Below are 25014 nucleotides of genomic sequence, written 5' to 3' on the forward strand. Positions count from 1 at the left end.
TCCTTATTTCGAATATAATTCGACGATCATCTGTTCTTTGATGTCCGCCAAATCGGTAATATCACTGCGTCGCGGAGAAGCAAGGAAGGTTCCCTTCATGCCATCCGGATCAAGCTGCAGCCAGGGCATAACCCCGGATTTGCCGAATTCCTTGAGGGCTTCTTTTATGATCACCATATTTTTTGAAGGTTCCTTAATTTCAATTACATCCTCTGGCCGTACAAGATAGGAAGGGATATTAACCCTTTTCCCGTTCACCACCACATGGCCGTGAAGCACAATCTGCCTGGCCTGACTGCGACTGGTGGCGAAGCGCAGACGGTACACCACATTGTCCAGCCTGCGTTCCAATAATATAAACAGATTCTCACCGGTGATGCCGGGCATACGCAGAGCTCGTTCAAAGAACAGGCTAAACTGCTTCTCCTGCATTCCATAGATTCTCTTAAGCTTCTGCTTTTCCCGGAGCTGTACCCCGTAATCGGAACGTTTCCCTGCCCGGGCTTTAGGATCCTTGCCAGGAGCGGGGCGCTTCTTATTAACGGGGCACTTATCGCTCTTACAACGATCCCCCTTGAGCATTAGTTTTTTCTGTTCCGCCCGGCAGAGCCGGCAAACCGGCCCGGTATATCTTGCCATAGTTCCTTTTCCTCCTCAGATGCTGGCCGCTTAAGGATTAATCCTTAAGCGGCTTGCCGTTAAATACGGCGGGTTTTCCGCGGCCTGCAGCCGTTATGCGGAATCGGAGTAACGTCATTGATGGACTTTACCTTAATACCAAGGGCGCCGAGTTGGCGGATCGCCGATTCCCGGCCGATGCCGGGACCCTTTACGTACACATGCACTTCCCGCAACCCCACCTGGAGCGCCTTCTGGGCAGCAGTTTCAGTTACGGTCTGGGCGGCAAAGGGAGTCGATTTTTTCGCCCCCCGGAAGCCAAGACCGCCGGAACTTGCCCATGAAATAGCATTACCCATCAGGTCGGTGATGGTCACAATGGTATTATTAAACGTAGCCTGGATATATACGTTTCCCTCATAGACGGACTTTTTCTCTTTCCGCTTCTTCGTATTAGCAGCCACTCTTTCCTCCGCTATAATTATGCAACATTACTTCTTCTTCCCTGCCACGGTCTTTTTCTTACCCTTCCGGGTACGAGCATTGGTCCGGGTCCGCTGTCCTCGCAGGGGCAGGCCCTTACGATGCCTGAGCCCCCGGTAACAGCCTATATCCATAAGCCGCTTGATATTCAGGGCTATTTCGGTGCGCAGCCGGCCTTCCACCTTATAGTCACTTTCAATGAGCTGCCGCAGTTCATTCAGTTCTTCCTGGGACAGTTCGTTGATAAGTCGTTGGGGATCGATCTTCGCCTTGGTGCAGATTTCATCTGCACTGGACCGGCCAATCCCGTAGACATAGGTCAACGCGATGTTTACATGCTTATTGGGGAGGTCAACCCCCGCTATACGTGCCATAGACGCTCCTAGCCTTGCTTCTGTTTATGCTTGGGATTCTGACAAATGATACGGACAATGCCGTTTCGTTTAATCACCTTGCATTTATCGCAAATCGGTTTCACACTGGTTCGGACTTTCATCCCGTTTCTCCCTATAACCCCATGGATAAACCACAGGGTAGCTATCTATTAAAACGAATTTATTGTAATTCGTCAATCTCACCGCACCGGACCACGCCGGGGCTATAAATTCCGGCCCCGCAAGCGCCCTCGTTTAGTCAAACCTTCATGGTGGTGCATTTTCAGCAGCGCCTCCACCTGGCTCATGGTATCCAAATCAACCCCAACCAAGATCAACAGTGAAGTACCCCCCATAAGATACGAAATTGAAGAGGGGAAGTTAAACAAATGCTGAACAATAGTCGGCAAAACAGCGATAACCGCCAGGTAGAGAGAACCGGGGAGCACAATCCGGTTCAATATCCTGGTAAGGTATTCTTCAATTTTATCAGTACGAATCCCTGGTATGGAACCACCATTTTCCCGGATGTTTTTCGCTATTTCTATAGGATTCAAGCTTACCTGGGTATAGAAATAGGCGAAAAAGATGATGAGCAACACATACAGTACATTGTACAAGGCGCCCCGGGGGTTTAATGCCCGGGAAACCGCCGCCAGCCAGGCCACATTCCCCCCGATAGTAGAGGCTATCTGGAGGGGGAAGGTCAGGATGGAGGAGGCGAAGATTACCGGAATAACCCCGGAAGGGTTAATCTTAAAGGGAATGTAGGTATTCTGGGCGCCGTACATCCTCCGACCCACCACCCGTTTGGCGTAATGGACGGGAATTTTCCGCTGCCCCTGCTGCTCAAAGATAACCAGGGCAACCACAGCCACAAACATTATAAAGACCACGATCACAAAGACCAGGTTCAGGTCCCCGTTCCGCACCCTGCCGAAGAGTTCCCACAGGGCATGGGGAAGCCGGGCCACGATACCGGCAAAAATCAAGAGGGAAATGCCATTGCCAATACCCCGCTTGGTGATCTGTTCCCCCATCCACATGAGGAACATGGTTCCCGTGGTTACGGTGAGCATGGCCAACAGGGTAAAGGGTAGGATATTAAGGCTGAGAAGGTTCTCAACACTCCGGGAGATGCTCTGGGCATACTGGGTAACCGCAAAGGACTGGATAAGACAGACCACCACGGTGCCGATACGCTGATATGCCTGGACCTTCTTCTTACCCCCCTCTTCCTGGGAGATCTTCTTCAGTTTTGGGAAGACGATCAAAAGGAGCTGCATGATGATGGACATTGAAATATAGGGCATGATCCCAAGCATGAACACCGAGAAATTGGAAAAAGCGCCCCCCGCAAAGAAGTCAAGGTAGTCTATGATGGCGTTTCCCGAATTCTGCTGGGAAAGGAAATAAGCGTTTAATTCCCGAACATTGATCCCCGGGATAGGAAGTACCGCTCCCAGCCGGAAAACGATCAGCATCAGGGCGGTAAAAAGAAGGCGTTCCCTAAGTTCCTTTACCCTAAAAATTCCAACCAGCGGATTAGCCATTAATCGTTCCCTGCCCCTTCAACGGTGCCCCCGGCTTTCAGGATTTTCTCCTTCGCGGAAGCGGAAAGGGCTGCGACTTTGAAGTTAAGTTTTTTGGTAAATTCACCATCCCCAAGTATCTTCACCGGCACATTTCCCTTTGCAAGTCCCTTGATGATCAAGGAACCGGGATCAACGGTTTCGCCGTTTTCAAAGCGTTTCTCAATTTCTCCCAGATTTACCACCTGGAAAATTTTCCGGAAAGGGTAGTTTGAAAAACCCCGGTGGGCCAAGCGCCGGAACAGGGGCATCTGGCCCCCTTCAAATCCGATATAGGTCTTCCCACCCGAGCGGGACTGCTGCCCCTTATTGCCCTTGCCGGCGGTGGTTCCCCTTCCGGAACCCTGGCCGCGGCCAATGATGCGTTTCTTTTTATTGGCGCCCTCAGGGGCGTGTAAATCAAAATCGTGCATTACTTAATCTCCTCAACCGAAACCAAGTGGGAAACGGCTTTTACCATCCCCAAAATTGCGGGACTTGCTTCCTGCTCGGTACTGGAGCCTATCTTTCCCAGCCCCAGGGAACGAACCGTAGCCCGCTGCTTGGGAAGGGAACCGATGACACTACGCACCAGGCGGATTTTAATCTTCGCTGCCATGCTTAACCCCACAATTCATTCAGGGACTTGCCCCGGTTCTTGGCTACCGCCTTGGCATCCATCATTTTACTGATGCAGTCAAAGGTGGCCTTTACTACGTTATACTGGCTGGAGGCGCCGATGGACTTGCTCAGCACATCCGTAACCCCTCCGGCTTCCATGATGGCCCGCACCGGCCCTCCGGCGATAATGCCGGTTCCCGAGCAAGCGGGTTTTAAGAGGACCCGGGAAGCCTTGAACAGTCCCTGGATCTCATGGGGGATAGTTCCGTTTTTGGTAGGAAGCTTGACCATGTTCCGCTTTGCCTTATCAATGCTCTTGCGGATTGCCTCGGACACGTCATTGGCCTTACCGAAACCATAACCCACGTTACCTTTCCGGTCACCCACTACTGAAAGAGCGGAAAAGGAAAAACGCCGACCACCCTTCACAACCTTGGCGGTCCGGTTCAGTTTTACCAGCTTTTCAATAAATTCTTTTTCCGCAGGCTCCCGGTCCCGGTTTCGATCTCTGTCCCGTGAATGTTCCATTCCGCCCCCTAAAACTCTATCCCGGCTTTCCGGGTCCCATCGGCCATGGCCTTTACCAGACCGTGATACAAATAGCCGTTTCTGTCAAAAACAACGGCCTTGATATTCTTTTCAAGCAGCCGTTTTCCCAGTACTTCCCCAAGCTGACCGGCCCCTTCAACAGTGGCCTTGATATTCCTCAATTCCTTTTCCAGGGTTGAGGCGGAAGCCAGGGTATGTCCCTTATCGTCATCAATAATCTGGATAGACAGGGACTTATTGCTCCGGACAACACTCATCCGGGGCCGCTCAGCGGTACCGGCTATGCGCTTGCGGATATGCACCTTCCGCTTATTCCGTTTTCTGTCTTTTTCAACCATTTTTCGCAACATTGCACTTTCCTCTTAGAAGAAACTCCCTTGGGAGTTTCAAGAATCTTTTAGGATTCTCATTTAACGCCGGACTTGCCGACTTTTCTTCTGATTAGCTCGTCATCATACCGGATACCCTTGCCCTTATAGGGTTCGGGGAGCCGGAGCTTCCGAATCTGGGAGGCGAATTCACCTACCCGCTGTTTATCCACACCGCTTACGGTGAGTTTTCCGTTAGGCTCTGTGACAACTCCAAGGTCCTCGGGGATGCCCACCAGAACCTCGTTGGAGTAACCCAGGTTCATAACGAGGATCTTTCCCTGCACTTCGGCACGGTACCCAACCCCGGTGATGATCAGGGACCGGGTAAACCCGGTTGAAACTCCGATGACCATGTTATTAAGCAGATTTCGGTACAGGCCGTGGTAGGCCTTGGTCTGCTTTTCATCGTTGGCCCTATTCACCTGGATAGACCCATCGGTGGGCACAAAACTTACCACCGTGTGGTACTTCTGGGTCAATTTTCCCTTAGGGCCTTCCACAGTTATCAGCTCATCCTGAAAACTGACCTTTACCCCCGCAGGAACCTTAACCGGTATTTTTCCGATACGCGACATAGTTTTCCTCTTACCAAACGGTACAGATGACTTCTCCGCCGACTTTTTTCTCGGCGGCTTTTTTTCCGGTGGTTACCCCCACGGATGTTGAAACAATGAGGGTACCGTAACCGTTGTATACTCTGGGCATATTTTTATAGCCCATGTAAACCCGTCGTCCGGGTTTGGACACCTTTTCAATGCCGTGAATAACCGGGCCGGTCTGTTCATCATACTTAAGGAATACCCGAATAGTATTACTACCTTCCTGGTTAACCTTCTTAAAATTCTTGATATACCCTTCGGTTTTTAAGATCTTGACGATCTCAAGTTTCAGTTTCGAGGTAGGAATATCAACTTTTTCATGCTTTGCCATTCCGGCATTCCGGATCTTGGTCAGCATATCCGCCACGGGATCAGAAACGCTCATCCTTTTCTCCTACCAACTGGATTTAGTGACGCCGGGTATAAGCCCTTCGCTTGCAAGCTTGCGGAAGCAAAGGCGGCACATCTCATATTTCCGCAGATAGCCCCTGGCCCGTCCGCAGATACGGCATCTGTTAACTTTTCTGGTCTTATACTTAGGCGTCCGCAGCGCCTTGATAATCATCGCTTTTCTTGCCATGTATACCTCACTTCCTAAAGGGCATGCCGAACTTGGCGAGGAAGGCCTTGGCCTCCGCGTCAGTCTTCGCCGTTGTGACGATGGCTATGTTCAGTCCTGATACCCGTTCAATTTTATCAAAATCGATCTCCGGGAAAATAATCTGCTCGGTGATACCGAGGGAATAATTCCCGTGACCGTCAAAGGCATTCTGATTCACCCCCCGGAAGTCCTTAACACGGGGGAGTGCCACATTCACCAGGCGGTCCAGAAACTCGTACATCATGGTCCCCCGGAGGGTAACCTTGGCGCCAATCTCCTGGCCTTCCCGGATCTTGAAGTTAGCAATACTCTTGCGGGCCTTGGTTTTGACCGCTTTCTGGCCCGTGATGAGGGTTAGATCATCAATGGCCGCATCCAGGAATTTCTTGTTTTGAAGAGCCTCGCCTACCCCCATGCTGACAATGATCTTGTCCAGTTTCGGTGTTTGCATGGGCGACTTATAGCCGAACTCTTGAAAAGTCCGGGGCAACCTGTTCCCGGTAAATCTTCTTAAGCCGCGGTTCGTAGTTCTTCATTATAACGCCTCTCCGCATTTTCTGCAGACCCGGGTTTTGGTGACCTTTGAATCGGGATTCACCTCAAGTTTATACCCTATCCGGGTGGGTCCGCATTTTTTACAGACGATCATCACATTACTGCTGTGGATCGCCGCTTCCAATTCCACAATTCCCCCCCGGTCCTGCTGGTTCCGGCGTTTCTGGGCTTTCTTTACGATATTAGCCCCTTCCACGACGACCCGGTCCTTGTCCCGGAGTATCTTGAGGATACGTCCACGCTTGCCCTTATCTTTTCCGGCAATGATCTGGACGGTATCATCTTTTTTCAGCTTAAATTTATGCGCTGGGAACTTCGTTGCATCTTGCGCTGCTTCAGCCATACCTTTCTCCTAATTTCCGCAGCCTACAGAACCTCGGGAGCAAGGGATACAATTTTCATGTAATCCTTCTCCCGCAGTTCCCGGGCTACGGGCCCGAAAATACGTTTGCCCTTGGGATTCAAATTCGCATCGATAATGACACAGGCATTATCGTCGAACCGGATATAGGTGCCATCGGGCCTGCGGTACTCCTTATGGGTACGCACCACTACTGCCTTTTCAACGGTACCCTTTTTGATGGTCGACGTTGGGAGGGCATCCTTAACGGCCACCACAATTATATCACCGATACTGGCGTATTTCCGTTTAGAACCGCCCAATACCTTAATACACTGCACAATCTTGGCGCCTGAATTGTCAGCCACGTTCAGGTAAGATTCCACCTGGATCATTTTTCACACACTCCTTAGCGCGCCCGTTCCAGAACTGCCGCAAGTTTCCAGCATTTTTCTTTACTGATAGGGCGACATTCCACAACCCGCACCCGGTCTCCGATCTTGGCGTCATTAGTTTCATCATGAGCCTTGATCTTCTTAGTCCGGTTAACATACTTTTTATACAAGGGATGCAGGGTCTTAGTTTCAACGGCGACCACAATAGTTTTACTCATCTTATCGCTTTTCACAATCCCTACAAATTCTTTTTTACCGCTTCTTACTTTAGATACAACCGGTACTTCCGGCGAAGCTTCTTGCGATACAGCCTGATCTGCCATCATCTACTCCTTATGCCTTCGCCGCAAGGATACTTTCTTTCGCTTGCGTTATTTCCTGAGCCCGAATCATGCTATTGAGCCGGGCAACTTGCCGACGCATGGTCCGTTTCTGGAGCGGGTTTTCCACATGGCCGATAACCATCTGGAACCGGAGTTCCATATACTTTCTGTTGAGCTCATCCCGCTTAGCCTTAAGTTCAGCGAAGCTTAGATTCTTAAAAGAATTCCTCATAATCGCCTCCCGCCTATGCGCCAAGCTCAAAATCAGAGCGAGCAACAAACTTGGTCTTTATTGGGAGTTTGGCTCCCGCCAATTTCATCGCTTCTTCCGCCAGGGCTTTCTCAATACCCCCAAGCTCGAACATAACTGTCCCGGGCTTTACCACTGCGACCCAATATTCCGGAGCGCCTTTTCCTTTACCCATGCGGGTTTCCGCAGGCTTCTTGGAATAGGGCTTATCCGGGAAGATCCGTATCCAGAGTTTCCCACCACGTTTTACATGGCGGTTCATGGCGATACGGGCGGCCTCGATCTGCCGATTGGTGATCCACATACGATCCAGGGACACCAGAGCAAATTCGCCGAATGCCACGGTGTTTCCACGGGTTGCATTCCCGGGCATATTACCGCGCTGTACTTTCCGATGTTTTACACGTTTAGGACTAAGCATACTTAATTAACCTCTTTCCACGCGACTTTTAGCCGCAAAACCAATCGAAGTGAATCGAAGATTCACACTAATTCCTCGCAGGGGCACGATCCCGCTGCCGCTTCCGGACAAGAACGCCTGCGTCTTCTTTCTGTTCCTTGCCGTATTTCATTCCATTATAAACCCAGACTTTGACGCCGATAGCGCCGAAGGTGGTATGGGCTTCCGCAAAACCGTAGTCGATATCCGCCCGCAGGGTATGCAGGGGGATGCGTCCTTCCTTGGCTTCCTCGGTGCGGGACATTTCTGCACCTCCGAGACGACCGGAAAGCCTGACCTTTACGCCCTGGGCATTACCCTTTTTGATGGCGTTGGAAATTGCCTGTTTCATGGTGCGCCGGAAACTGCCCCGGGCTAAAAGCTGGCGGGCGATATTCTGGGCCACGATCTGGGCATTGTTGTCCGCATTCCGGACTTCTTTTATCTTGATCTGTATCTTCTTGGTCACGTGCTTCTGAAGCTCCGCGCCGATCTTTTCGATATTCGCGCCCTTGATGCCGATGATAACCCCGGGACGGGCAGTATGGATAACAATGGTGATCCGCTGGGGGTGCCGGATGATCTCCAGCTCCGCAATATCGGAACCCTTGGTTTCAGACATATTAACGATGAACTTACGGAGTCTTAAATCCTCATGCAGGGTATTGGCGTATTCTTTTGGATCCACATACCACCGTGAAGACCAGGTTCTATTGATACCAATCCGCAATCCAATAGGATTAACTTTTTGTCCCATTTATTTCCCCGCCTTATTTGTCTCATCAATTACCACGGTAATGTGGCACATTCTTTTCAGAAGCATATCCGCCCTTCCCCGGGCGCGGAACCAGATCCGCTTCATTCGGGGGCCCTCATCAACCAGAATTTCCCTTACGTAGAGCATATCCTCATCAAGCTGCTTGTTAGCATTCAGGGCATTGGAGGCTGCGGACTTTACGGTCTTGCGAAGGAGCCTAGCGCCCTTGTGAGGAATATTTTCGAGTACTGACATAGCTTCGGGATAGGGCTTGCGGCGGATAAGGTCCGCCACGGGCCTAACCTTATAGGGTGAGGCAAGGAGGAATTTGGATATGGCCCTATAACCGGACTTTACTTTTTTCGTTTCCATATATCATCCTACCCTTTGGAAGCTTTCTTATCCGAACCCGCATGGCCCCGGAATATCCTGGTGGGGGAAAATTCGCCCAGCTTATGGCCTACCAGGTTTTCCGTAATGTACACGGGAACCCAGTTTTTACCGTTATACACGGATATGGTTCCCCCAACCATTTCAGGAATAATAGTAGAACAACGGGAATAGGTCTTAATCATCCTCCGGTCCCCGGCCTTGCTCATTTCCAGCACTTTCTTATAGAGGCTCTTTTCAATAAAGGGCCCTTTCTTAATGGATCTTGACACCCTTCTCTCCTACTTTTTCTTACCGCGGCTTACGATAAACCGTGTTGAAGGCTTATGCTTATTCCGTGTCTTGAAACCCTTGGTGGGTTGTCCCCAGGGACTGACCGGATGAATACCCTTGTTCTTTCCCTCGCCGCCACCATGGGGGTGATCGACGGGGTTCATGGCCATACCGCGTACTGTGGGACGCACCCCCAGCCAGCGTTTGCGGCCCGCTTTACCGAGTTGCACGTTCATGTGGTCCTCGTTCCCTACGGCGCCGATGGTGGCATAGCACTTCTTGAAGACCATGCGCATCTCTCCGGAGGGGAGCTTAATGGTAACATAGTCCCCCTCTTTTGCGGCAACCAAGGCGCTGGAACCGGCCGAACGGGCCAACTGACCGCCCCGGCCCAGGGTGAGTTCAATGTTGTGGACCGTGAAGCCCAGGGGAATATTCTCCAAGGGCAAGGCATTACCGGCTTCAATGGGCGCTTCGGGACCGCTTATAATAGAGACCCCTGCTACAAGCCCCTTAGGGGCAAGGATGTACCGCTTTTCACCGTCAACATAGTTTATCAAAGCAATATTGGCGCTCCGGTTCGGATCGTATTCAATAGTAGCGACCTTGCCGGGAATGCCGAGTTTGTCCCGTTTAAAGTCAATGGTCCGGTAGCGGCGCTTGTGCCCGCCACCCTTATGCCAGACGCTGATGCGCCCGTTGGAGTCCCGGCCGGCTTTTTCCGGGCGCCCTGAGGTGAGGGATTTTTCAGGCGTCACATGTTTGGTGAGCTCCGAATAATCCAGGCTCTGCCATTGGCGCATCCCAGCTGTTATCGGTTTATACGTTTTAATTCCCATATATTTCCCCTGCTTCCTTCGGCCTACACGCCCTCAAAAATACTGATCTTCTCGCCCTTGGGAAGGCGGACAATCGCCTTCTTCCAAGGCGAAGTATGCCCGGACCGGTTCCGCTGCCGTTTGGGCTTACCGGCGACCACCATAACCGAACAGGCAATAGGGTGGACCTTAAAGAGCCTGCGGATCGCTTCTTTTATTTCTATTTTTGTGGCCGAAGGATCGACCTTAAAAACATATTTACCTTCTTCCCGCAAGGTATTAGCCTTTTCGGAAAGCACCGGTTCAATAAGAACTTTTTCATAGATGGTCATTCAGCGGCCTCCCCAGGCGTCTCATCGCTGGTATAAAAACTACAAAGACTTTTCGCAGCACTTTCCAAAACAATAACCTTGCGTCCATAAAACAGGTCATGGGCTCTCAAACGGTTATAAGCAAGGAAACTGAGCCAGGGAATATTGGCCCCAGCCTGCCGGAGTTTGGCCCCGACTTGCCGGAGTTCAGGATCATCATCCTTAAGAATTACCACAGTCCGCTCATGGCCACCGAAATTTTTCAGCAACCCCGCAAGCTCCTTGGTTTTCCCTGAGTCGATGGAAAAATCCTCCACCACCTTAAGGGTATCGCTCTGGGCTTTCAGGCTCAGAATGGTCTTCAGGGCAAGGCGCTTGGCCTTTTTCGGAATGGCATAGGAGAAATCCCGGGGCCTAGGCCCGAAAACAACCCCACCGCCTACCATAATAGGAGATTTTTTATCACCCCTACGGGCGCGGCCGGTGCCCTTCTGCTTATAGGGCTTGGCATTGGATCCGTGGACTTCGCCCCGATCCTTGGTACTGGCGGTGCCCAGCCGTTTATTGGCAAGTTCATTGTTGATGGCGTACCAGATAAGATCTTCGTTGACCGGAAGGCCGAATACGGCGTCATCCAGTTCTATGTCGCGAAGTTCTTTGCCATCCTTGGAATACACTTTCCGATTCATTGTTTCCCCGCTACTTCTTCACCGCAGCTCTGACCACCACGAGACCCTTATTGATCCCCGGGACGGCGCCGCGCACCATGATAAGCCTGTTTTCCGTATCAACCTTGATAAGCTTCAGGCTGAGAACCGTTACCTGCTCCCATCCCATGTGGCCTGGCAGCTTCATATTCTTGAAAGTGCGGCCCGGATAGGTGGACTGCCCGGTGGAACCAGGTTCCCGATGGAACTTGGAACCGTGGGAAGCACGGCCGCCGCTGAAGCCCCAGCGCTTGATAACGCCTGCCATACCCTTACCCTTGGACACCCCGGTTACATCAACGTACCGGACCCCTTCAAACACTTCTATACCCAGCTCATCACCATCGGCAACTTCTTTTTCAAAGTTCCGAAATTCCTTGATGCTCTTTTTCGGCTTGATATTTTCCGAAAACTGCCCGGCATAGGGTTTGGTCACCCTGCTCTTTTTCTTATCATCAACCCCGAGGAGCACGGCGGAATAGCCGTCCTTTTCCTCAGTTTTCCGGGCAACGACAACATTTGGATCAATCCTCAGAACCGTTACCGGAACAAGGTTACCCTCATCGTCAAAAACCTGCGTCATGCCCACTTTTTTGGCCATTAGCCCCAACATAGTAAACTCCAAAGCGGTTTTCAACCGCAGATTCTTTCTACTGTTTTATCTCAACATCCACACCCGCAGGCAGTTCCAACTTCATTAAAGAATCCATCACTTCTGATGAAGGATTAATAATATCGATCAGCCGCTTATGGGTGCGCATCTCGAACTGCTCACGGGCCTTTTTATTCACATGGGGAGAACGAAGCACCGTCACCTTGTTGATCCGGGTAGGAAGGGGGATAGGTCCGGTGACCTTGGCGCCCGCTTTCTGAACCGTTTGAACGATGGACTTCGCGCTCTGATCTATCAATTCTACATCGAAACCGCGTAACCGTACGCGAATTCGTTCCTTAGCCATTATTCCTCCGATAGCTTAGGTTTTGTGTTTCGGCTGGCCGGGACACAAAACCTATAGCCAATCTCTCATCCGTTATTCGATGATCTCCGTAACCTGTCCGGAGGCGACGGTTTTGCCGCCTTCACGGATAGCTAAACGCAGACCCTTTTCCATGGCAATGGGGTGGATCAATTCGCCCTGAATCTCGGCGTTATCTCCGGGCATAACCATTTCTTTCCCTTCAGGGAGGTTGACGGTACCGGTAATATCGGTGGTCCGGAAATAAAACTGGGGACGGTAGCCGGAAAGGAAGGGTCGGTGACGACCACCTTCCGCTTGGGAAAGACAGTAAATCTGTGCCTTAAACTTGCTGTGGGGGGTAATGGAACCGGGCTTGGCTAAAACCTGTCCGCGTTCAACTTCTTTCTTTTCAACGCCCCGGAGCAAAGTACCAACGTTATCCCCGGCCTGGGCATCATCAAGAAGTTTATTGAACATTTCAATACCCGTAACAACCGTTTTCTTGGTGGGCCGGATACCGACGATCTCAATTTCTTCGTTCAGCTTGAGCACACCCCGTTCCACTTTGCCGGTTACTACAGTACCACGACCAGGAATGGTGAATACATCTTCAATGGGCATCAAGAAGGGCTTGGCGTCTTCCCGGACCGGGTCGGGGAAGTAGCTATCCATGGCGTCCAGAAGTTCATCAATACACTTGGTAGCCTCGGCATTGTCCGGTTCGGTCATGGCCTTGAAAGCGGAACCCTTGATGATGGGGACCTTGTCGCCGGGAAACCCGTTGGCGGTAAGAACTTCCTTAACCTCTTCTTCAACCAGTTCGATCAGCTCAGGATCATCAACCAGGTCAACCTTGTTGAGGAATACGATCATGTTGGGCACACCGACCTGGCGGGCCAGGATGATGTGTTCCCGGGTCTGGGGCATAACCGAATCCGGCGCGGACACAACCAGGACAGCCCCGTCCATCTGGGCGGCGCCAGTGATCATGTTCTTGATGTAGTCAGCATGTCCTGGGCAGTCGATGTGGGCATAGTGCCTTTTCTCAGACTGGTACTCCAGGTGCCGGGTATTGATGGTAATACCCCGGGCTTTTTCTTCCGGAGCATTGTCGATTTCGTCGTACTTCATGACCTTGTCGCCGTACTTCTTTCCGCAGTGCATGGTTATTGCAGCGGAGAGGGTGGTTTTACCATGGTCAACGTGACCAATCGTCCCGACGTTCATGTGAATCTTTGTTCGATTGAACTTATCTTTTGCCATAACGTGTCCTCCTTACATTTATTAGGTACACAATTAAAATCAATTTATCCCCCTCTTTAAAAGGGGTTATCTAATATAGCTAAACACTCTAAAGAGTGCAAACTTACAAATAAGTCCGCTAACAGCGGTACCTATAGCAGAGGGTTAAAGAATTGATTCAGGATAAAGAAGCGAAAGGAAAGTACCTACAAAAAACCCAAAGGGGATTTTTCTGTACCAGCCGTCCCGTTCCACCTATCTCATCCTGAGAATCCGCAAGGATCCTCATCAACCCAATCCATAAAGCCATTGAAAAAACCCAATTTTTCAACGCCCCGCCAAGCCACCTGATGATCGGTTTGGACAATAACCCTTTGAGCAGACTGCTCCAGGTTATCGAGACTTCCACGCCGCCCTCATCAATCATTTTGCTATCGACGAGCAATAGACTATTTTCTGCAACAGAACTCCTGCCACCTCCCGATAATCCGCACGGCGCGGTAATCATCATCCGGCAATTAAAACTGCCGGATTTTTATTTCAAATAACCATTCCGGGCTAGGCCCGAACCATTCCATCTTCCTGGAGAATCCAATTTATTGGATTCTCCAAAGAAAAATCCAAAGGATTTTTCTCACCACCTATAATGAGCGAAAGCCTTATTAGCTTCTGCCATTTTATGGGTATCTTCCTTCTTCTTGAAGGCGGTACCGGTATTATTATACGCATCCAGGATTTCCGCTGCAAGCCGTTCATCCATGCCATGACCGGACCGCGCCCGGGCCGCATTAATAAGCCAGCGCATACCCAGGGCTTCCCGCCGGGATTCCCGAATTTCAATAGGAACCTGGTAGGTGGCGCCCCCGACCCGCCGGGACTTAACTTCAACATTGGGCTTTACGTTTTCGATAGCCTTTAGGAAAACTTCCAGGGGCTCCTTGTCGGCCTTTGCCTGAAGGGTACCCAGGGCATCATGAACTATCCGCAAAGCAACCGAACGTTTACCCTGCCACATCATACGGTTCACAAACTTGGAAACCACCACACTATTGTACTTAGGATCCGGTAAAATACCCCGATCCACGGTCTTTTTTTTGCGTCCCATGATTACCCCCTTACGCCTTAGGCCGCTTGGCGCCGTACTTTGAACGGCTGCGCTTGCGGTCTTCTACGCCCAGGGTATCCTTGGCGCCCCGGATAATATGGTAACGGACACCGGGAAGGTCCTTAACCCGGCCACCACGGACCAGGACCACCGAGTGTTCCTGGAGATTATGACCAATGCCGGGGATATAGGCGGTTACTTCCGTACCATGGGAAAGGCGCACACGGGCAACCTTCCGAAGGGCAGAATTCGGCTTTTTCGGGGTAACCGTCATCACACGGGTACAAACCCCGCGTTTCTGGGGACAAGATTGAAGAGCAGGAGACTTCGTTTTGGAGGTAACTTGCTGCCGTCCAAAGCGAACCAGCTGGTTAATTGTTGGCATGTACTAAAAACTCCCTTAAATTCAAAAGGCCTTCGATTAGGTAAGCCACTCTAGCAAAAACATAAAAAATAGTCAAGCGGTTTTTAGCAATTTTTTACCAACCGCTATAAAAATCCTATGAGACAAGGACTTAAAAGAATGTATCAGAAAGTGATGGGGAAAGGCAAGGGGGTTTTGGTGAAATTAGGGGAAAAATTGCAAAAATTGAGCGGGGCGTGAGGATTATATCAAATTGTCAATGTCCCTCTTTGAGTAGATAAAACGGCGAATTTCCATTACATCATCAATAACAACATAAAAGACGGCATAATTTTTTACATAGATACGATAGTATTTATGTTTTCGGTCTTTGATCGAGTTATATGCTTTAAAGGATAGTGGCGCGAAAAGGCGCTCTTTTATCGCTTTCTCTGTTTCTTCAACAAGCCGTTCGGCGGCGACTGGATTTTGCAATTTTATCGCAATATAATCCCTTGCGGCGGCCAAGTCCTGCTCAAAGAGGGGTAAGTACCGCAAGCGGCATTTTTTATCCATGTTTTCGCTTTAGCCGCCCGAATACTTCCTCGTGGGTATACCGCAGATCTGAGACTTCGGCGGCGTGATCGGCTTCGTCGAGTTTTATCTCAATATCGTTTGTAAGTTCCGCATATTTTTCAAGGTTTAAGACCACCATTGCGCCGTGGCCGTTTTTGGTTAAATACACTGGCTCCCCCTCGTTAACGAGGGTCTCTATCTCCGGGAATTTGTTCCGCAAGTCTGATACCGGCCTGATTTGAATCATAGATAGGCACTCCAATTATCATAATATTATCAATATTTTATCAGAATGTCAAGCCGCGAAACAGCAATAGGCAGGGTTATGGTTTCCTAAAGCAATTCCACTCAGGCGCTATATTGACATTGCAGGGCTTGAAACCTAGACTTTAAGGAAAACCTACTATTTTTATATTGTTAATATCAGTATGTTACGAAAGGAAGCTGTGGACGGTCAGGAATTATTGCGTTTGGAGGGAATTGAGAAGTCCTTTGGGGATACGCCGGTTTTACGTGGTATAGGCCTTACGGTGATGGCTGGGGAATTTATCACCCTCCTGGGGTCCTCGGGGTGCGGAAAAACTACTACCCTGCGGATCATTGCGGGGCTTGAAAAGGCCGATGCGGGGCGGGTGTTCCTTTCCGGGGAGGATGTGACGGACCTGGCGCCTAATAAACGGGACGTTAACATGGTGTTTCAGAATTATGCGCTTTTCCCCCATATGAACGTGGAATCAAATATCGGGTACAGTCTGCGGCTGAAAGGCCGGCCTAAGGATGAGATAAGGGGGACCGTGGCAGAGGCCCTGGACCTGGTCCAGCTTGGGGGATACGGGAAACGACTGCCCGGGGAGCTTTCCGGGGGGCAGCGGCAGCGGGTGGCAGTGGCCCGGGCTCTGGTGAACCGTCCTAAGGTGCTGCTTCTGGATGAGCCTTTGGGGGCCCTGGACCTGCGGCTGCGTCGGCAAATGCAGACAGAACTGAAACGGCTGCAACGGCAATTGAACATTACCTTCATATATATAACCCATGATCAGGAGGAGGCCCTGACCATGTCGGACCGTATCGCGGTGATGCGGGAAGGACGCTTTGAGCAGATTGGTTCAGCCACGGAGATTTACGACAGGCCGAAAACCAGCTATGTGGCCCAGTTTGTGGGGAATGCTAATATACTGCGGGGACGGGCGGGGGTAGTTTCGGGAAATCAAAATTTAACCATGGACAACAAGTCGGGGGAGACTGACAAAGCAGGAAAGATACGGGAGACAGATGGGGCGGGAGAGATTATTACCTTTGAGCGGCCTGACGGCTGGGCCTGGGTTAAGAATAATGGGGAGCCTATTGCCCCGGGGCAGGAACTGACCCTGGCGGTGCGGTCTGAGTACTTGATCTTGGAACCGGTTTTGCCGGGAAACGGCGGCAGCAGGGAGGAAGGGCTGGAGGCTCAGGTTACTGAGAAGAGCTTTGCCGGGGGGCAGCTGCGGATAAGCGCGGCGCTGGAGGACAGGACAGAGATTTGCGCCAGCAGGCAGGGGATAGATTCGCTGCTAGAGGCTGGGCAGCGGGTACGGGCGAATTGGGCCAAGCCTGGACAGGCGGTTATTGTGGACCGGGCGAATCCGGCCAAGCCTGGGCAGGCGGTTATTGCGGACCGGGAGAACCAGATATGAGCCGCCGCAAGGGTTTGCCACGGGCTTCGGGGACCTTCATTGCGCGGGGAACTACGTTGCAAGTAGCGTTGCTGCCTATGTACCTTTTTACCCTGGCTTTTGTGGTGGGGCCTTTGCTGTACATGGTTGCCCTGAGCTTTATGCACCGGGAGGGGGCCTGGGGGGTGGCGGCGGAATTTACCCTGCGGAATTACCGGCGCATAGGGATTCCGGAATATGCGGGGACTTTCAGTCAGTCCATACAGCTGGCCCTGTTCAGTACCGCCATGGTTGTCTTAATCGGGTACCCCTTTGGATACTTTATGGCACGGCTGAGGCCGGTATGGCGAAACCGGGTGATGCTGCTGGTGATCATACCTTTCTGGACCAGTTCCCTGATGCGGCTCTATGGGTGGATCATCGTATTCCGGGCTAACGGGACCCTGGACCGCATACTGATGGCCCTGGGCATTATCCAAGAACCTCTGAAACTGCTCTACACGTATCCTGCGGTGGTAACCGGGATGATTTACGCATTGGTTCCCTTCATGATCTACTCGGTGTATGCCAGCGCAGAAAAACTGGACTGGGAACTGGTGGAAGCGGCCAGGGATTTGGGCGCCTCGGCAGCCCGGGCCTTCTTTACGGTGAGCCTGCCCCTGACTATGCCGGGGCTGTTTTCCGGCGTAGTACTTACCTTCATACCCTCCATGGGGCTCTTCTTTATCGCAGATATACTGGGGGGCAACAAGGTGGTATTGGTGGGGAACCTGATCCATGAACAGTTGATGAGAGCCCACGACTGGCCCTTCGCAGCAGCACTGAGCGTGGTACTGATGGTGATGACCACGGTGTTTATTTCCCTATACCGGCGTCTTGCCCGATCCCTTGGGGGGAGCGGGGACCTGGAGGGGCTGGTATGAAAAACGCAGCAAAGCTATCAGCGCCTAAAATTTATATCGTAGTTATTTTACTCATCATGTATATACCTATACTGCTGGTGATAATCTATTCCTTCAATGCCAGCAGGCTGTCTTCGGTGTGGGACGGATTCAGCTTCCGGTGGTATGAGGAGCTTTTCCGGGACCGGGCCATGTTCACGGCACTGCGGAACAGCGTAGTCCTGGGACTGCTTGCCAGTTTGTCCGCCGCAGTGATAGGAACCTTGGGGGCTCTGGGATCAAGCAGAGTGAAGAGAGAGGTGGTGAAGATACCGGGCAGAAATAGGGGGCGCGGGGAAATAGTATGGGTGTTCAGTAAAATTATGGAATACCTTTCGACCCTGCCCATCATGATACCCGAAATAATCCTGGGCATGGTTTCCCTGGCCTTCTTTGCCCTGCTGGGGCTGCCCCTGGGTATGCTGACCCTGGTTATAGCCCACACCTGTTTCTGCATACCCTATGTGTACCTTTTGGTAAAGGCCCGGCTTTCCGGGCTGGATAAAAGTTATGTGGAGGCCGCCCGGGATCTGGGGGCTGGGGAATGGCGGGCCGCCTATGATATTACCCTGCCACTAATACTGCCGGCGGTAATTTCCGGGGCGCTGCTTTCCTTTGCCATGAGTTTTGACGATGTGATCGTCAGTGTTTTTGTTACCGGGCCCAATACTAATACTTTGCCTATCAGGATCTATTCCCAGATAAAAACCGGGGTCACCCCAAAAACCAACGCCCTCTGTACTTTGATCTTCGCCGTCACGGCGCTGCTCTGTCTTTGTTCAGCTTACTTTGCCCGCACGCCAACAGGAACGCAACGTCCCATAGGGGACGAGAAAATATTTCGGAAAGAAACAAAAGGAGAAAAACAATGAAACGATTATTAGTTTCCCTCACGGTCCTGGCTTTGGCGCTGGGAGCTCTCACCACGGTGTACGCCGGCGGGTCCCGGGACGCCAAAGCCCAAAAACGGCTTACCATCTATACTTGGACCGAAATGTTCCCCCAGGAGATACTCGACGGGTTTGAAAAAGAAACAGGGTATACGATCAACTATGTCAACTTTGATGAAAACGAAACCATGCTGACCAAGCTAGAAACAGCCAAGGGCGGAGACTACGATCTGATCATCGCCGATGATTATATTATTGAAACCGTAGTTGCCCAGGGGCTGGCACAAAAACTGGACAAAGCAAAACTGTCCAACTACGGCAATATCAACCCCAGCTATCAGAAACAGTTTTACGATCCGAATGATGAGTACACGGTCCCCTACGGCGCCGGGGTTCAGACCATTGTCTACGATCCGCAAAAGGTAAAGCTTGATATCCAGGGGTATGGGGATCTCTGGGACAGCAGTCTCCGGAACAGCCTGGGGCTTATCGGCAATTACCGGGTGATCAACGGTCTGGCGCTCAAGACCCTGGGGCAGAGTTACAACACCAATGATCTTTCAGTGATCCGCGCCGCCGGTGAACGGCTCCTTACCCTGGCGCCGAACATCCGGTTGATCAAGGACGATTTCCTGGAGGACGATCTCCTCTCAGGAGAGATATCCACCGCAGTGATGTATACTTCCCAGGTGACCAAGGCCAAGTTAGAGAACCCCGGCCTGAAGGTGGTATTCCCCAAGGAGGGAATAGGATTCGGGATCATGGGGGCCTTCATCCCTAGCAAAGCCCCGAACAGCGATGCTGCCCACGCCTTCCTCAACTACATCCTGGATGCCCAGCGGGGCGCCGAGTGCTTTGAGTACTTGGGTTACTACAGCACTTACTCCGCTTCGGATCCCTACATTGATGCGGAGTTTAAGGAATTTCTCACCCTGCCTGCGGGGTTCAATGTGAACATGGAGACTATCAAAAACATTGAAGAGCCGGCAGAGGAAGAGCATAGCCGGATATGGACGGCGTTTAAGACTGCTGCGGGGAGGGAATAGGCGGTCGCTGTTTAAACAAGGCGGCTCATTCACCGGGGGGGGGGGGGGGGGGGGGGGGGGGGGGGGGGGGGGGGATGCCTCTGGGGGCTAACATGTTGAGTCCGCCTCCGTCAGCCTCGCTTCGCGAGTCTGCTACGGCGGGGAATTCCATAGACGCCCCCAGAGGCATCCCCGCCCCTCCCGGTGACATGGTCAACATGGGGAAACAGGTATCGCATATCGGGATGGTTTGATGGAGGTCTACGGGATCACATGCCGGAATGTTTAGCACGGGTACGCCTTTGCGTTGACCTTTCATAGACAAAAAAGGCGGCAGGGTCCAACCCCTACCGCCTTTTTGTTGCTATTCAGAAAATGACGCCGGCGCTTAGTCCCAACCGGCTAAAAGGTGACAGGCACGCTTTTCGACATGCCGTGTTACCTTCTTAGTTATGTCCGGTGAGGGTGGTGCTGGTGCCTCTGCCGCTGCTTTCATCCAGCGCAATAGGCGCTAAGTTGCCATATTGCGCAGTGCCGCCATTGCGTTTACCGAGCGAAGCACCCCAGCCAGTTGCTCTATTGGCGTTAGGAGCAATTTCACCCGAACCGTAGACCGTTCCGCCGATCATGGTGAAGGTAGTGACTGCGCCGCTATTACCAGGTTCTACACGCACGCCGCCGGCGTAGGCGGCGCTATTGCCCGACACTGTGCCGCCGTTCATGATGAATGTCCCGCCTTGGCAGACATTCACGCCGCCGCCGCCCTGGGCGGCTTTATTGCCGGACACTTTTGCATCCCCTGACATGGTGAACCTGGCAACGCCGTTACCGGATTCAGCTTTATTGATTTCTACGCCGCCGCCGTCGCGTTGACTAGTATCGGAGTTGTAATTGCCGGTAATAGTTCCGCCCTGCATATTCAATTCGCCTCCGACAAAAATTAAACTGTAGGTGTTGTTTATTGGGTCGCCGCCAATCCCTGTAGGATAGGGTATGGATGTTCCGGGGTAGTTTGTATCAGTGGTAAGCCCGTCAAGGATAACAGTACCCGAAAGGGTAAGTTTCTGCCCGGCCGAGACGGCAAGGAGGATGCCCGGAGTTGTCAAATGGATTATGCCGCTCCCGTTAATGGTGGCGGCTGCCGTTGTTTCCCCTGGTACTATGACAATTCCGTAGCTGGTTTCGCTTGTGGTGGATTTTGCATTTACCGTGCCATTCACGGTGAAGGTAGCATTGTTCATTAGAGCGAGGGAACCGCCGGTAAGGTCCAGGGTCTTCCCGGTATTCACTGTCAGGGTATTGCCATCGGAGACCACAAGGGTAACGCCGGAAGGAACGCTGACATCGTCGGCAAGGGTCAGGTTAGTAAGGGTGGCCACTTACGCGCCCACTACTGCGACTTTGCCCGGATAAAGGGCGTTGAGGGTGTCACGGAACTGCTCCGCAGCCGAGGGCCCCGGAGGGTATGCCCATGGGGTCTTGTTTGAACCGTCATCTCCGCACCCTGACAAAACTAAACCGAATGTCAGTAACGCTGCTAACATTCCCATTACAATAAACTTATTCTTCATGTGAACAACTCCTTTGCGGTTTTTATGTCCCGCCGACTGCAATCCGCTACACGGGCTCCCAAATGGGGTGATTTTGCCTGGAAACATGGAAATAACATAATCAATACGGAAAATTTGTGCAATTGCCGCCCGCCTCCCTCTATCTTAGCATCAGGCGCCTTTTTCCAAGTCAGTTGATACCATTACGGCATGTGCATCGTGTCACTCGCGGCTATACCCTCATTCTCGGTAAGTGTGATGTTGTTTACTGTGCCGTTGTGGCCATACACCGCTGCGCCGCGGGTATTACCGTTGACAGACGTAACGGTGTTGGCAAGGCTTGGATCCACTCCGTGGTTGCTGTCGCCGTAGACCGTGCCGCCAGACAGGGTGAAAACGCCACCATCCATCTCCACGCCGCCACCCTCGGCCATGTTAGTGTTGCATGTGGCGGTGTTGCCCGCAACCATAGTGGTATCCTTCATGATGAAAGTGCCGCTCACGACCACGCCGCCCCCCTCGGCGTTGCCAATGCCGTGCTCGCCGCTGACAGAGCCGGTTGTGGTGGCGTGGTTGCCTTTAACCGTGGCACTGTTGTTCATGGTGAAAGTACCGGCGTCTACGACCACGCCGCCGCCATGGACCTTGACAGGGCTGGTTGCGGTGTTGTCTTTGACCGAGGCGCTGTTGTTCATGGTAAAAGTGCCGCTTGCGCGTACGCCTCCCGCCATCGCCTCACCAGAGCCGGTTGCGATGGCGGTGTTGCCCTCGACCGTGGCGTTGTCGTTCATAATGAAAATGCCTCTTGCGAGTACACCTCCCGCCCTCGCCTCATCAGAGCCGGTTGTGGTGGCGGTGTTATCTTTGACCGTGGCGTTGTCGTTCATGGTGAAAGTACTATTGTCATTCACCATCACACCGCCGCCTTCCCTGGCTGTGTTGCCGCTGATGACCGCAGTGCCTGACATGGTGAAGGTTCCCTTGTTGACACCTACCCCGCCGCCGCCCGCTTCGAGGGCTTTGTTACCGCTTATCGTACCGCCCTTCATGGTGAAGGTTCCGTTTTCGTCGTCGACACACACCCCGCCGCCGCCTTCATGATTGGCCGTATTACCGCTTATTGCACCGCCTTTCATGGTGAAGGTTCCGGTTCCATCGATCCGCACCCCGCCGCCTTGATAATCGATAGCCGTATTACCACTTATCTCACCGTCTTCCATGATGAAGGTTCCATTCTCGATCCTCACACCGCCGCTGTACTTGGCTGTGTTGCCGCTTATCGTACCGTATTCCATGGTGAAGATTGCGTCTCTGTTGACAAACACCCCGCCGCCACCATCGTTATTGGCCGTATTGCCGCTTATCGTACCATTCTTCATAGTGAAGGTTCCTTTATAGACTTCCACCCCACCGCCACCCCATTCGGTGGCCGTGTTGTCGCTTATCGTACCGCCTTCCATGGTGAAGATTGCGGTATCACCGACGCTCACCCCGCCGCTGTCCCGGGCTGTGTTGCCGCTTATCGTACCGTTCTTCATGGTGAAGGTTCCCTTCCAGGCTTCCACCCCGCCGCCGCTCGATTCGGTGGATGCGTTGCTGCTTATCGTACCGCCCTCCATGGTGAAGACTGCGTTTTCGCCGACTTGCACGCCGCCGCTACCGGTGGTGGCTGTGTTATCGCTTATCGTGCCGTCTTCCATGGTGAAGGTTCCCATCCAGATATCTACACCGCCGCCTTCACCGATGGCGTTGTTGCCGCTTATCGTGCCGCTCTTCATGATGAAGGTACCGTTTTCGTTGACCTTCACCCCGCCACCGGAGTGGTTGGTGGCGTTGTTGCCGCTTATCGTGCCGCCTTCCATGGTGAACTTCCCGCTGCCCTCCACCGTCTCGCCGGACTTATTAGTATAACTACTTTTATACACGGACACACCGCCGCCATGGCCGGTAGTGGTGTTGCCCGTAATCGCGCCGCTTTTCAAGACAAACTCGCCGCCTGCACCCACCCTTACCAATGAGTTGTCGTTGTCTTCCCGTCCGACCAGCCTAACGCCGTCAAGGGTAAGTTTCCGGTTATCAACATTTTTATTACCGCGGGCTTCGAGGAGGTAGCCCTTGCCCTTCAGGTAGATGGTCCCGCTCCCGTTGATGATCCCCCAACTTGCGGTATCTTCCAAACGGATTGCGTTACTGGTGGCGTTCAACGTACCGTTCACGGTCAATGTCACATCGTGCAGCAAGATGGCCGCAGAGGGGTCGCCCGAAACATCGGTAACATCAAGGGTAACGCCAACGGGCACGGTGAGGTCGGTGACGCCTACCCTGCCGGTAATTTTTACGGTGGCACTGTTCGCCTCCGCGCTTCCCGGTTTTATGGCGTTGATGTCCGCAGCCAACTGAATAGCCATGGCTAGAGCCTCCGGCGTAGGTTCCGGTACAGGCGTAGGTTCCGGTACAGGCGTAGGCTCCGGTACAGGTGTGGGTGTGGTGGTGCCGTTATCACAGCCTGCCAAAACCAGCCCTACTGTCAACAATGCTGCCAAGACTCCCGTCACAATCAATTTGTTCTTCTTCATGCCAATTCCCCTTATAATGCGGTCTACCACTGCCAGTCACTTAAAATATTTTACGATGAGGGTGTCGTAATCAGCGTGTTGCCTGTAATCGCGCCGTTTTTCATTACAAACTTCCTTTGTAAAAATACATCGGTTCAAGAAAATAGGAAAGGTGCCTGGCGCCAAAACAACCATGAAAAACTACCAAAAAGCGGCTCTGGAGGATATTTACGACTTTTTAGGCCGCATAATCAGCGAAAAAATCCAAAAATTAGACTGATCGGCACCGGAACGGTGCCTGGCGCCCTTGGCTTGCCATGGCTTCCCACCCCAGGCGACCCCATTACAGAACCAGGGTCTGGAAAAAAATCCATCAGACATGCTATAGTTTTGGAGAATTTTCTAAAAAAGGGGGTTTTTGTATGGCATATACTTGGGATCTCAGCCTCGCCACGGGGCAGGAACTGATTGACGAACAGCACCAGCAATTATTTGCCGCTATCAATGATCTATTGCGGGTGAGCGGCCAGGGAAAGACTGAGGAAATCAAGAAAAGCCTGGATTTCTTAAACAACTATACTATCAAGCATTTCTTTGATGAGGAACAGATTCAGAAAAAGTACAACTATCCGGATTACGAAAACCATAAAAAGCTCCACGAGCATTTTAAAGCGACGATCCGGGATCTGTCCCACCAGCTTATCCTTAATGGGGTTACCCCGGAGCTGACGGACAGGCTCTGCAAAACCGCCGGGGACTGGCTGGTGGGCCATATCAAGGGCCAGGATTTGAAACTGGCGGCGCATATTAAAGCCACGGACAAAAAATAGGCTG

38 protein-coding genes and 1 pseudogene are annotated in these 25014 nt (G+C 52.0%); 5 read left to right on the forward strand and 34 right to left on the reverse strand.

Annotated elements, in window-relative coordinates:
* Positions 1-3: 3 nt before the first annotated feature.
* From rpsD to TREPR_RS12230, 31 genes and pseudogenes are all read right to left on the reverse strand, one after another.
* Positions 4-639 carry a 30S ribosomal protein S4 gene (rpsD, locus tag TREPR_RS12085; protein ID WP_015708606.1) on the reverse strand — a complete coding sequence of 212 codons (636 nt, stop codon included), beginning with the start codon at positions 637-639 and terminating at the stop codon, positions 4-6.
* 59 nt (positions 640-698) lie between these two features.
* On the reverse strand, positions 699-1082 hold the full coding sequence (gene rpsK, locus TREPR_RS12090) for a 30S ribosomal protein S11 (protein WP_015708607.1): 384 nt from the start codon (positions 1080-1082) through the stop codon (positions 699-701).
* Positions 1083-1109: 27 nt separating this feature from the next.
* Entirely contained in the window at positions 1110-1475 is a 366-nt protein-coding gene (gene rpsM, locus TREPR_RS12095) for a 30S ribosomal protein S13 (RefSeq protein ID WP_015708608.1), read from the reverse strand.
* Between the two features lie 8 nt (positions 1476-1483).
* On the reverse strand, positions 1484-1597 hold the full coding sequence (rpmJ, locus tag TREPR_RS18225) for a 50S ribosomal protein L36 (protein WP_010259325.1): 114 nt from the start codon (positions 1595-1597) through the stop codon (positions 1484-1486).
* Positions 1598-1699: 102 nt separating this feature from the next.
* Positions 1700-3028 (reverse strand): preprotein translocase subunit SecY, encoded by a 1329-nt coding sequence (secY, locus tag TREPR_RS12100; protein WP_015708609.1) that lies wholly within the window; start codon positions 3026-3028, stop codon positions 1700-1702.
* Entirely contained in the window at positions 3028-3480 is a 453-nt protein-coding gene (gene rplO, locus TREPR_RS12105) for a 50S ribosomal protein L15 (protein ID WP_015708610.1), read from the reverse strand. Before rplO ends, secY begins: the two co-directional genes overlap by 1 nt.
* Positions 3480-3665, reverse strand: coding sequence for a 50S ribosomal protein L30 (gene rpmD, locus TREPR_RS12110; protein WP_015708611.1), 186 nt, complete (start codon positions 3663-3665; stop codon positions 3480-3482). Before rpmD ends, rplO begins: the two co-directional genes overlap by 1 nt.
* Positions 3666-3667: 2 nt before the next feature.
* The gene (gene rpsE / locus TREPR_RS12115) at positions 3668-4195 is read right to left on the reverse strand and encodes a 30S ribosomal protein S5 (RefSeq protein ID WP_015708612.1); all 528 of its coding nucleotides are present in this window, start codon (positions 4193-4195) and stop codon (positions 3668-3670) included.
* A gap of 8 nt (positions 4196-4203) precedes the next feature.
* Positions 4204-4566: a 50S ribosomal protein L18 gene (gene rplR / locus TREPR_RS12120; protein ID WP_015708613.1), complete on the reverse strand. Its 363-nt coding sequence runs from the start codon at positions 4564-4566 to the stop codon at positions 4204-4206.
* Positions 4567-4622: 56 nt separating this feature from the next.
* On the reverse strand, positions 4623-5162 hold the full coding sequence (rplF, locus tag TREPR_RS12125) for a 50S ribosomal protein L6 (RefSeq protein ID WP_015708614.1): 540 nt from the start codon (positions 5160-5162) through the stop codon (positions 4623-4625).
* Positions 5163-5172: 10 nt separating this feature from the next.
* A complete protein-coding gene (rpsH, locus tag TREPR_RS12130) occupies positions 5173-5571 on the reverse strand; it encodes a 30S ribosomal protein S8 (protein ID WP_015708615.1) in 399 nt (132 codons plus the stop codon).
* Between the two features lie 9 nt (positions 5572-5580).
* The gene (locus tag TREPR_RS18230) at positions 5581-5766 is read right to left on the reverse strand and encodes a type Z 30S ribosomal protein S14 (RefSeq protein WP_010259349.1); all 186 of its coding nucleotides are present in this window, start codon (positions 5764-5766) and stop codon (positions 5581-5583) included.
* A 7-nt stretch (positions 5767-5773) separates the two neighbouring features.
* A pseudogene (gene rplE, locus TREPR_RS12135) lies at positions 5774-6323 on the reverse strand (50S ribosomal protein L5).
* On the reverse strand, positions 6323-6685 hold the full coding sequence (gene rplX, locus TREPR_RS12140) for a 50S ribosomal protein L24 (protein WP_015708617.1): 363 nt from the start codon (positions 6683-6685) through the stop codon (positions 6323-6325). Before rplX ends, rplE begins: the two are co-directional and overlap by 1 nt.
* Before the next feature lie 23 nt (positions 6686-6708).
* A complete protein-coding gene (gene rplN, locus TREPR_RS12145) occupies positions 6709-7077 on the reverse strand; it encodes a 50S ribosomal protein L14 (protein ID WP_015708618.1) in 369 nt (122 codons plus the stop codon).
* A gap of 14 nt (positions 7078-7091) precedes the next feature.
* A complete protein-coding gene (gene rpsQ / locus TREPR_RS12150) occupies positions 7092-7400 on the reverse strand; it encodes a 30S ribosomal protein S17 (protein WP_015708619.1) in 309 nt (102 codons plus the stop codon).
* Positions 7401-7410: 10 nt separating this feature from the next.
* Positions 7411-7632 carry a 50S ribosomal protein L29 gene (gene rpmC / locus TREPR_RS12155; protein ID WP_015708620.1) on the reverse strand — a complete coding sequence of 74 codons (222 nt, stop codon included), beginning with the start codon at positions 7630-7632 and terminating at the stop codon, positions 7411-7413.
* A gap of 13 nt (positions 7633-7645) precedes the next feature.
* Complete coding sequence (rplP, locus tag TREPR_RS12160; RefSeq protein ID WP_015708621.1) at positions 7646-8071, reverse strand: 50S ribosomal protein L16; 426 nt, start codon at positions 8069-8071, stop codon at positions 7646-7648.
* A 67-nt stretch (positions 8072-8138) separates the two neighbouring features.
* A complete protein-coding gene (rpsC, locus tag TREPR_RS12165; RefSeq protein ID WP_015708622.1) occupies positions 8139-8846 on the reverse strand; it encodes a 30S ribosomal protein S3 in 708 nt (235 codons plus the stop codon).
* Positions 8847-9218: a 50S ribosomal protein L22 gene (gene rplV, locus TREPR_RS12170; RefSeq protein ID WP_015708623.1), complete on the reverse strand. Its 372-nt coding sequence runs from the start codon at positions 9216-9218 to the stop codon at positions 8847-8849.
* An 8-nt stretch (positions 9219-9226) separates the two neighbouring features.
* Positions 9227-9508 carry a 30S ribosomal protein S19 gene (gene rpsS, locus TREPR_RS12175; protein ID WP_015708624.1) on the reverse strand — a complete coding sequence of 94 codons (282 nt, stop codon included), beginning with the start codon at positions 9506-9508 and terminating at the stop codon, positions 9227-9229.
* A 9-nt stretch (positions 9509-9517) separates the two neighbouring features.
* Positions 9518-10348: a 50S ribosomal protein L2 gene (rplB, locus tag TREPR_RS12180; RefSeq protein ID WP_015708625.1), complete on the reverse strand. Its 831-nt coding sequence runs from the start codon at positions 10346-10348 to the stop codon at positions 9518-9520.
* A gap of 23 nt (positions 10349-10371) precedes the next feature.
* The gene (locus TREPR_RS12185) at positions 10372-10659 is read right to left on the reverse strand and encodes a 50S ribosomal protein L23 (protein WP_015708626.1); all 288 of its coding nucleotides are present in this window, start codon (positions 10657-10659) and stop codon (positions 10372-10374) included.
* The gene (gene rplD, locus TREPR_RS12190; RefSeq protein WP_015708627.1) at positions 10656-11327 is read right to left on the reverse strand and encodes a 50S ribosomal protein L4; all 672 of its coding nucleotides are present in this window, start codon (positions 11325-11327) and stop codon (positions 10656-10658) included. The genes TREPR_RS12185 and rplD overlap by 4 nt, the downstream gene beginning before the upstream one ends.
* Positions 11328-11337: 10 nt before the next feature.
* Entirely contained in the window at positions 11338-11958 is a 621-nt protein-coding gene (rplC, locus tag TREPR_RS12195; RefSeq protein WP_015708628.1) for a 50S ribosomal protein L3, read from the reverse strand.
* A gap of 37 nt (positions 11959-11995) precedes the next feature.
* A complete protein-coding gene (gene rpsJ, locus TREPR_RS12200) occupies positions 11996-12304 on the reverse strand; it encodes a 30S ribosomal protein S10 (protein WP_015708629.1) in 309 nt (102 codons plus the stop codon).
* A gap of 72 nt (positions 12305-12376) precedes the next feature.
* Positions 12377-13567, reverse strand: a complete 1191-nt coding sequence (gene tuf / locus TREPR_RS12205; RefSeq protein WP_015708630.1) for an elongation factor Tu — start codon at positions 13565-13567, stop codon at positions 12377-12379.
* A 613-nt stretch (positions 13568-14180) separates the two neighbouring features.
* Positions 14181-14651, reverse strand: a complete 471-nt coding sequence (gene rpsG, locus TREPR_RS12215) for a 30S ribosomal protein S7 (protein WP_015708631.1) — start codon at positions 14649-14651, stop codon at positions 14181-14183.
* 10 nt (positions 14652-14661) lie between these two features.
* A complete protein-coding gene (rpsL, locus tag TREPR_RS12220; protein ID WP_010259388.1) occupies positions 14662-15036 on the reverse strand; it encodes a 30S ribosomal protein S12 in 375 nt (124 codons plus the stop codon).
* 222 nt (positions 15037-15258) lie between these two features.
* Entirely contained in the window at positions 15259-15570 is a 312-nt protein-coding gene (locus TREPR_RS12225) for a type II toxin-antitoxin system RelE/ParE family toxin (RefSeq protein ID WP_015708632.1), read from the reverse strand.
* Positions 15563-15817: a type II toxin-antitoxin system Phd/YefM family antitoxin gene (locus TREPR_RS12230; protein ID WP_015708633.1), complete on the reverse strand. Its 255-nt coding sequence runs from the start codon at positions 15815-15817 to the stop codon at positions 15563-15565. Before TREPR_RS12230 ends, TREPR_RS12225 begins: the two co-directional genes overlap by 8 nt.
* A gap of 181 nt (positions 15818-15998) precedes the next feature.
* Between TREPR_RS12230 and TREPR_RS12235 the strand changes: the two genes are divergently transcribed.
* From TREPR_RS12235 to TREPR_RS12250, 4 genes are read left to right on the forward strand one after another with little or no spacing between them, the layout of a single operon-like run.
* Positions 15999-17240: an ABC transporter ATP-binding protein gene (locus TREPR_RS12235; protein ID WP_015708634.1), complete on the forward strand. Its 1242-nt coding sequence runs from the start codon at positions 15999-16001 to the stop codon at positions 17238-17240.
* Positions 17237-18142: an ABC transporter permease gene (locus TREPR_RS12240; protein ID WP_015708635.1), complete on the forward strand. Its 906-nt coding sequence runs from the start codon at positions 17237-17239 to the stop codon at positions 18140-18142. The genes TREPR_RS12235 and TREPR_RS12240 overlap by 4 nt, the downstream gene beginning before the upstream one ends.
* Positions 18139-19032, forward strand: coding sequence for an ABC transporter permease (locus TREPR_RS12245; RefSeq protein ID WP_015708636.1), 894 nt, complete (start codon positions 18139-18141; stop codon positions 19030-19032). The genes TREPR_RS12240 and TREPR_RS12245 overlap by 4 nt, the downstream gene beginning before the upstream one ends.
* On the forward strand, positions 19029-20096 hold the full coding sequence (locus TREPR_RS12250; RefSeq protein WP_015708637.1) for a polyamine ABC transporter substrate-binding protein: 1068 nt from the start codon (positions 19029-19031) through the stop codon (positions 20094-20096). Before TREPR_RS12245 ends, TREPR_RS12250 begins: the two co-directional genes overlap by 4 nt.
* A gap of 425 nt (positions 20097-20521) precedes the next feature.
* Here TREPR_RS12250 and TREPR_RS12255 read toward each other — a convergent pair whose 3' ends face one another.
* The 3 genes from TREPR_RS12255 to TREPR_RS12265 form a co-directional block, all read right to left on the reverse strand.
* Positions 20522-21454, reverse strand: coding sequence for a hypothetical protein (locus tag TREPR_RS12255; protein ID WP_015708639.1), 933 nt, complete (start codon positions 21452-21454; stop codon positions 20522-20524).
* The gene (locus TREPR_RS12260) at positions 21455-21646 is read right to left on the reverse strand and encodes a hypothetical protein (protein WP_041611178.1); all 192 of its coding nucleotides are present in this window, start codon (positions 21644-21646) and stop codon (positions 21455-21457) included. It lies immediately after the preceding gene.
* A gap of 182 nt (positions 21647-21828) precedes the next feature.
* On the reverse strand, positions 21829-24201 hold the full coding sequence (locus tag TREPR_RS12265) for a beta strand repeat-containing protein (protein WP_169313425.1): 2373 nt from the start codon (positions 24199-24201) through the stop codon (positions 21829-21831).
* A 401-nt stretch (positions 24202-24602) separates the two neighbouring features.
* Between TREPR_RS12265 and TREPR_RS12270 the strand changes: the two genes are divergently transcribed.
* Positions 24603-25010 carry a bacteriohemerythrin gene (locus TREPR_RS12270; protein WP_015708641.1) on the forward strand — a complete coding sequence of 136 codons (408 nt, stop codon included), beginning with the start codon at positions 24603-24605 and terminating at the stop codon, positions 25008-25010.
* Positions 25011-25014 lie beyond the last annotated feature (4 nt).

This window comes from Treponema primitia ZAS-2, from assembly GCF_000214375.1.
Lineage (GTDB): Bacteria > Spirochaetota > Spirochaetia > Treponematales > Breznakiellaceae > Termitinema > Termitinema primitia.

Bases quoted from the DNA above. Each gene is read 5' to 3' on its own strand.
- rpsD (WP_015708606.1), bottom strand. From the start codon at position 639: ATGGCAAGATATACCGGGCCGGTTTGCCGGCTCTGCCGGGCGGAACAG.
- rpsM (WP_015708608.1), bottom strand. From the start codon at position 1,475: ATGGCACGTATAGCGGGGGTTGACCTCCCCAATAAGCATGTAAACATC.
- rpmJ (WP_010259325.1), bottom strand. From the start codon at position 1,597: ATGAAAGTCCGAACCAGTGTGAAACCGATTTGCGATAAATGCAAGGTG.
- secY (WP_015708609.1), bottom strand. From the start codon at position 3,028: ATGGCTAATCCGCTGGTTGGAATTTTTAGGGTAAAGGAACTTAGGGAA.
- rplO (WP_015708610.1), bottom strand. From the start codon at position 3,480: ATGCACGATTTTGATTTACACGCCCCTGAGGGCGCCAATAAAAAGAAA.
- rpmD (WP_015708611.1), bottom strand. From the start codon at position 3,665: ATGGCAGCGAAGATTAAAATCCGCCTGGTGCGTAGTGTCATCGGTTCC.
- rpsE (WP_015708612.1), bottom strand. From the start codon at position 4,195: ATGGAACATTCACGGGACAGAGATCGAAACCGGGACCGGGAGCCTGCG.
- rplR (WP_015708613.1), bottom strand. From the start codon at position 4,566: ATGTTGCGAAAAATGGTTGAAAAAGACAGAAAACGGAATAAGCGGAAG.
- rplF (WP_015708614.1), bottom strand. From the start codon at position 5,162: ATGTCGCGTATCGGAAAAATACCGGTTAAGGTTCCTGCGGGGGTAAAG.
- rpsH (WP_015708615.1), bottom strand. From the start codon at position 5,571: ATGAGCGTTTCTGATCCCGTGGCGGATATGCTGACCAAGATCCGGAAT.
- TREPR_RS18230 (WP_010259349.1), bottom strand. From the start codon at position 5,766: ATGGCAAGAAAAGCGATGATTATCAAGGCGCTGCGGACGCCTAAGTAT.
- rplX (WP_015708617.1), bottom strand. From the start codon at position 6,685: ATGGCTGAAGCAGCGCAAGATGCAACGAAGTTCCCAGCGCATAAATTT.
- rplN (WP_015708618.1), bottom strand. From the start codon at position 7,077: ATGATCCAGGTGGAATCTTACCTGAACGTGGCTGACAATTCAGGCGCC.
- rpsQ (WP_015708619.1), bottom strand. From the start codon at position 7,400: ATGGCAGATCAGGCTGTATCGCAAGAAGCTTCGCCGGAAGTACCGGTT.
- rpmC (WP_015708620.1), bottom strand. From the start codon at position 7,632: ATGAGGAATTCTTTTAAGAATCTAAGCTTCGCTGAACTTAAGGCTAAG.
- rplP (WP_015708621.1), bottom strand. From the start codon at position 8,071: ATGCTTAGTCCTAAACGTGTAAAACATCGGAAAGTACAGCGCGGTAAT.
- rpsC (WP_015708622.1), bottom strand. From the start codon at position 8,846: ATGGGACAAAAAGTTAATCCTATTGGATTGCGGATTGGTATCAATAGA.
- rplV (WP_015708623.1), bottom strand. From the start codon at position 9,218: ATGGAAACGAAAAAAGTAAAGTCCGGTTATAGGGCCATATCCAAATTC.
- rplB (WP_015708625.1), bottom strand. From the start codon at position 10,348: ATGGGAATTAAAACGTATAAACCGATAACAGCTGGGATGCGCCAATGG.
- TREPR_RS12185 (WP_015708626.1), bottom strand. From the start codon at position 10,659: ATGACCATCTATGAAAAAGTTCTTATTGAACCGGTGCTTTCCGAAAAG.
- rplD (WP_015708627.1), bottom strand. From the start codon at position 11,327: ATGAATCGGAAAGTGTATTCCAAGGATGGCAAAGAACTTCGCGACATA.
- rplC (WP_015708628.1), bottom strand. From the start codon at position 11,958: ATGTTGGGGCTAATGGCCAAAAAAGTGGGCATGACGCAGGTTTTTGAC.
- rpsJ (WP_015708629.1), bottom strand. From the start codon at position 12,304: ATGGCTAAGGAACGAATTCGCGTACGGTTACGCGGTTTCGATGTAGAA.
- tuf (WP_015708630.1), bottom strand. From the start codon at position 13,567: ATGGCAAAAGATAAGTTCAATCGAACAAAGATTCACATGAACGTCGGG.
- rpsG (WP_015708631.1), bottom strand. From the start codon at position 14,651: ATGGGACGCAAAAAAAAGACCGTGGATCGGGGTATTTTACCGGATCCT.
- rpsL (WP_010259388.1), bottom strand. From the start codon at position 15,036: ATGCCAACAATTAACCAGCTGGTTCGCTTTGGACGGCAGCAAGTTACC.
- TREPR_RS12225 (WP_015708632.1), bottom strand. From the start codon at position 15,570: ATGGATAAAAAATGCCGCTTGCGGTACTTACCCCTCTTTGAGCAGGAC.
- TREPR_RS12230 (WP_015708633.1), bottom strand. From the start codon at position 15,817: ATGATTCAAATCAGGCCGGTATCAGACTTGCGGAACAAATTCCCGGAG.
- TREPR_RS12235 (WP_015708634.1), top strand. From the start codon at position 15,999: ATGTTACGAAAGGAAGCTGTGGACGGTCAGGAATTATTGCGTTTGGAG.
- TREPR_RS12240 (WP_015708635.1), top strand. From the start codon at position 17,237: ATGAGCCGCCGCAAGGGTTTGCCACGGGCTTCGGGGACCTTCATTGCG.
- TREPR_RS12245 (WP_015708636.1), top strand. From the start codon at position 18,139: ATGAAAAACGCAGCAAAGCTATCAGCGCCTAAAATTTATATCGTAGTT.
- TREPR_RS12250 (WP_015708637.1), top strand. From the start codon at position 19,029: ATGAAACGATTATTAGTTTCCCTCACGGTCCTGGCTTTGGCGCTGGGA.
- TREPR_RS12260 (WP_041611178.1), bottom strand. From the start codon at position 21,646: ATGAAGAATAAGTTTATTGTAATGGGAATGTTAGCAGCGTTACTGACA.
- TREPR_RS12265 (WP_169313425.1), bottom strand. From the start codon at position 24,201: ATGAAGAAGAACAAATTGATTGTGACGGGAGTCTTGGCAGCATTGTTG.
- TREPR_RS12270 (WP_015708641.1), top strand. From the start codon at position 24,603: ATGGCATATACTTGGGATCTCAGCCTCGCCACGGGGCAGGAACTGATT.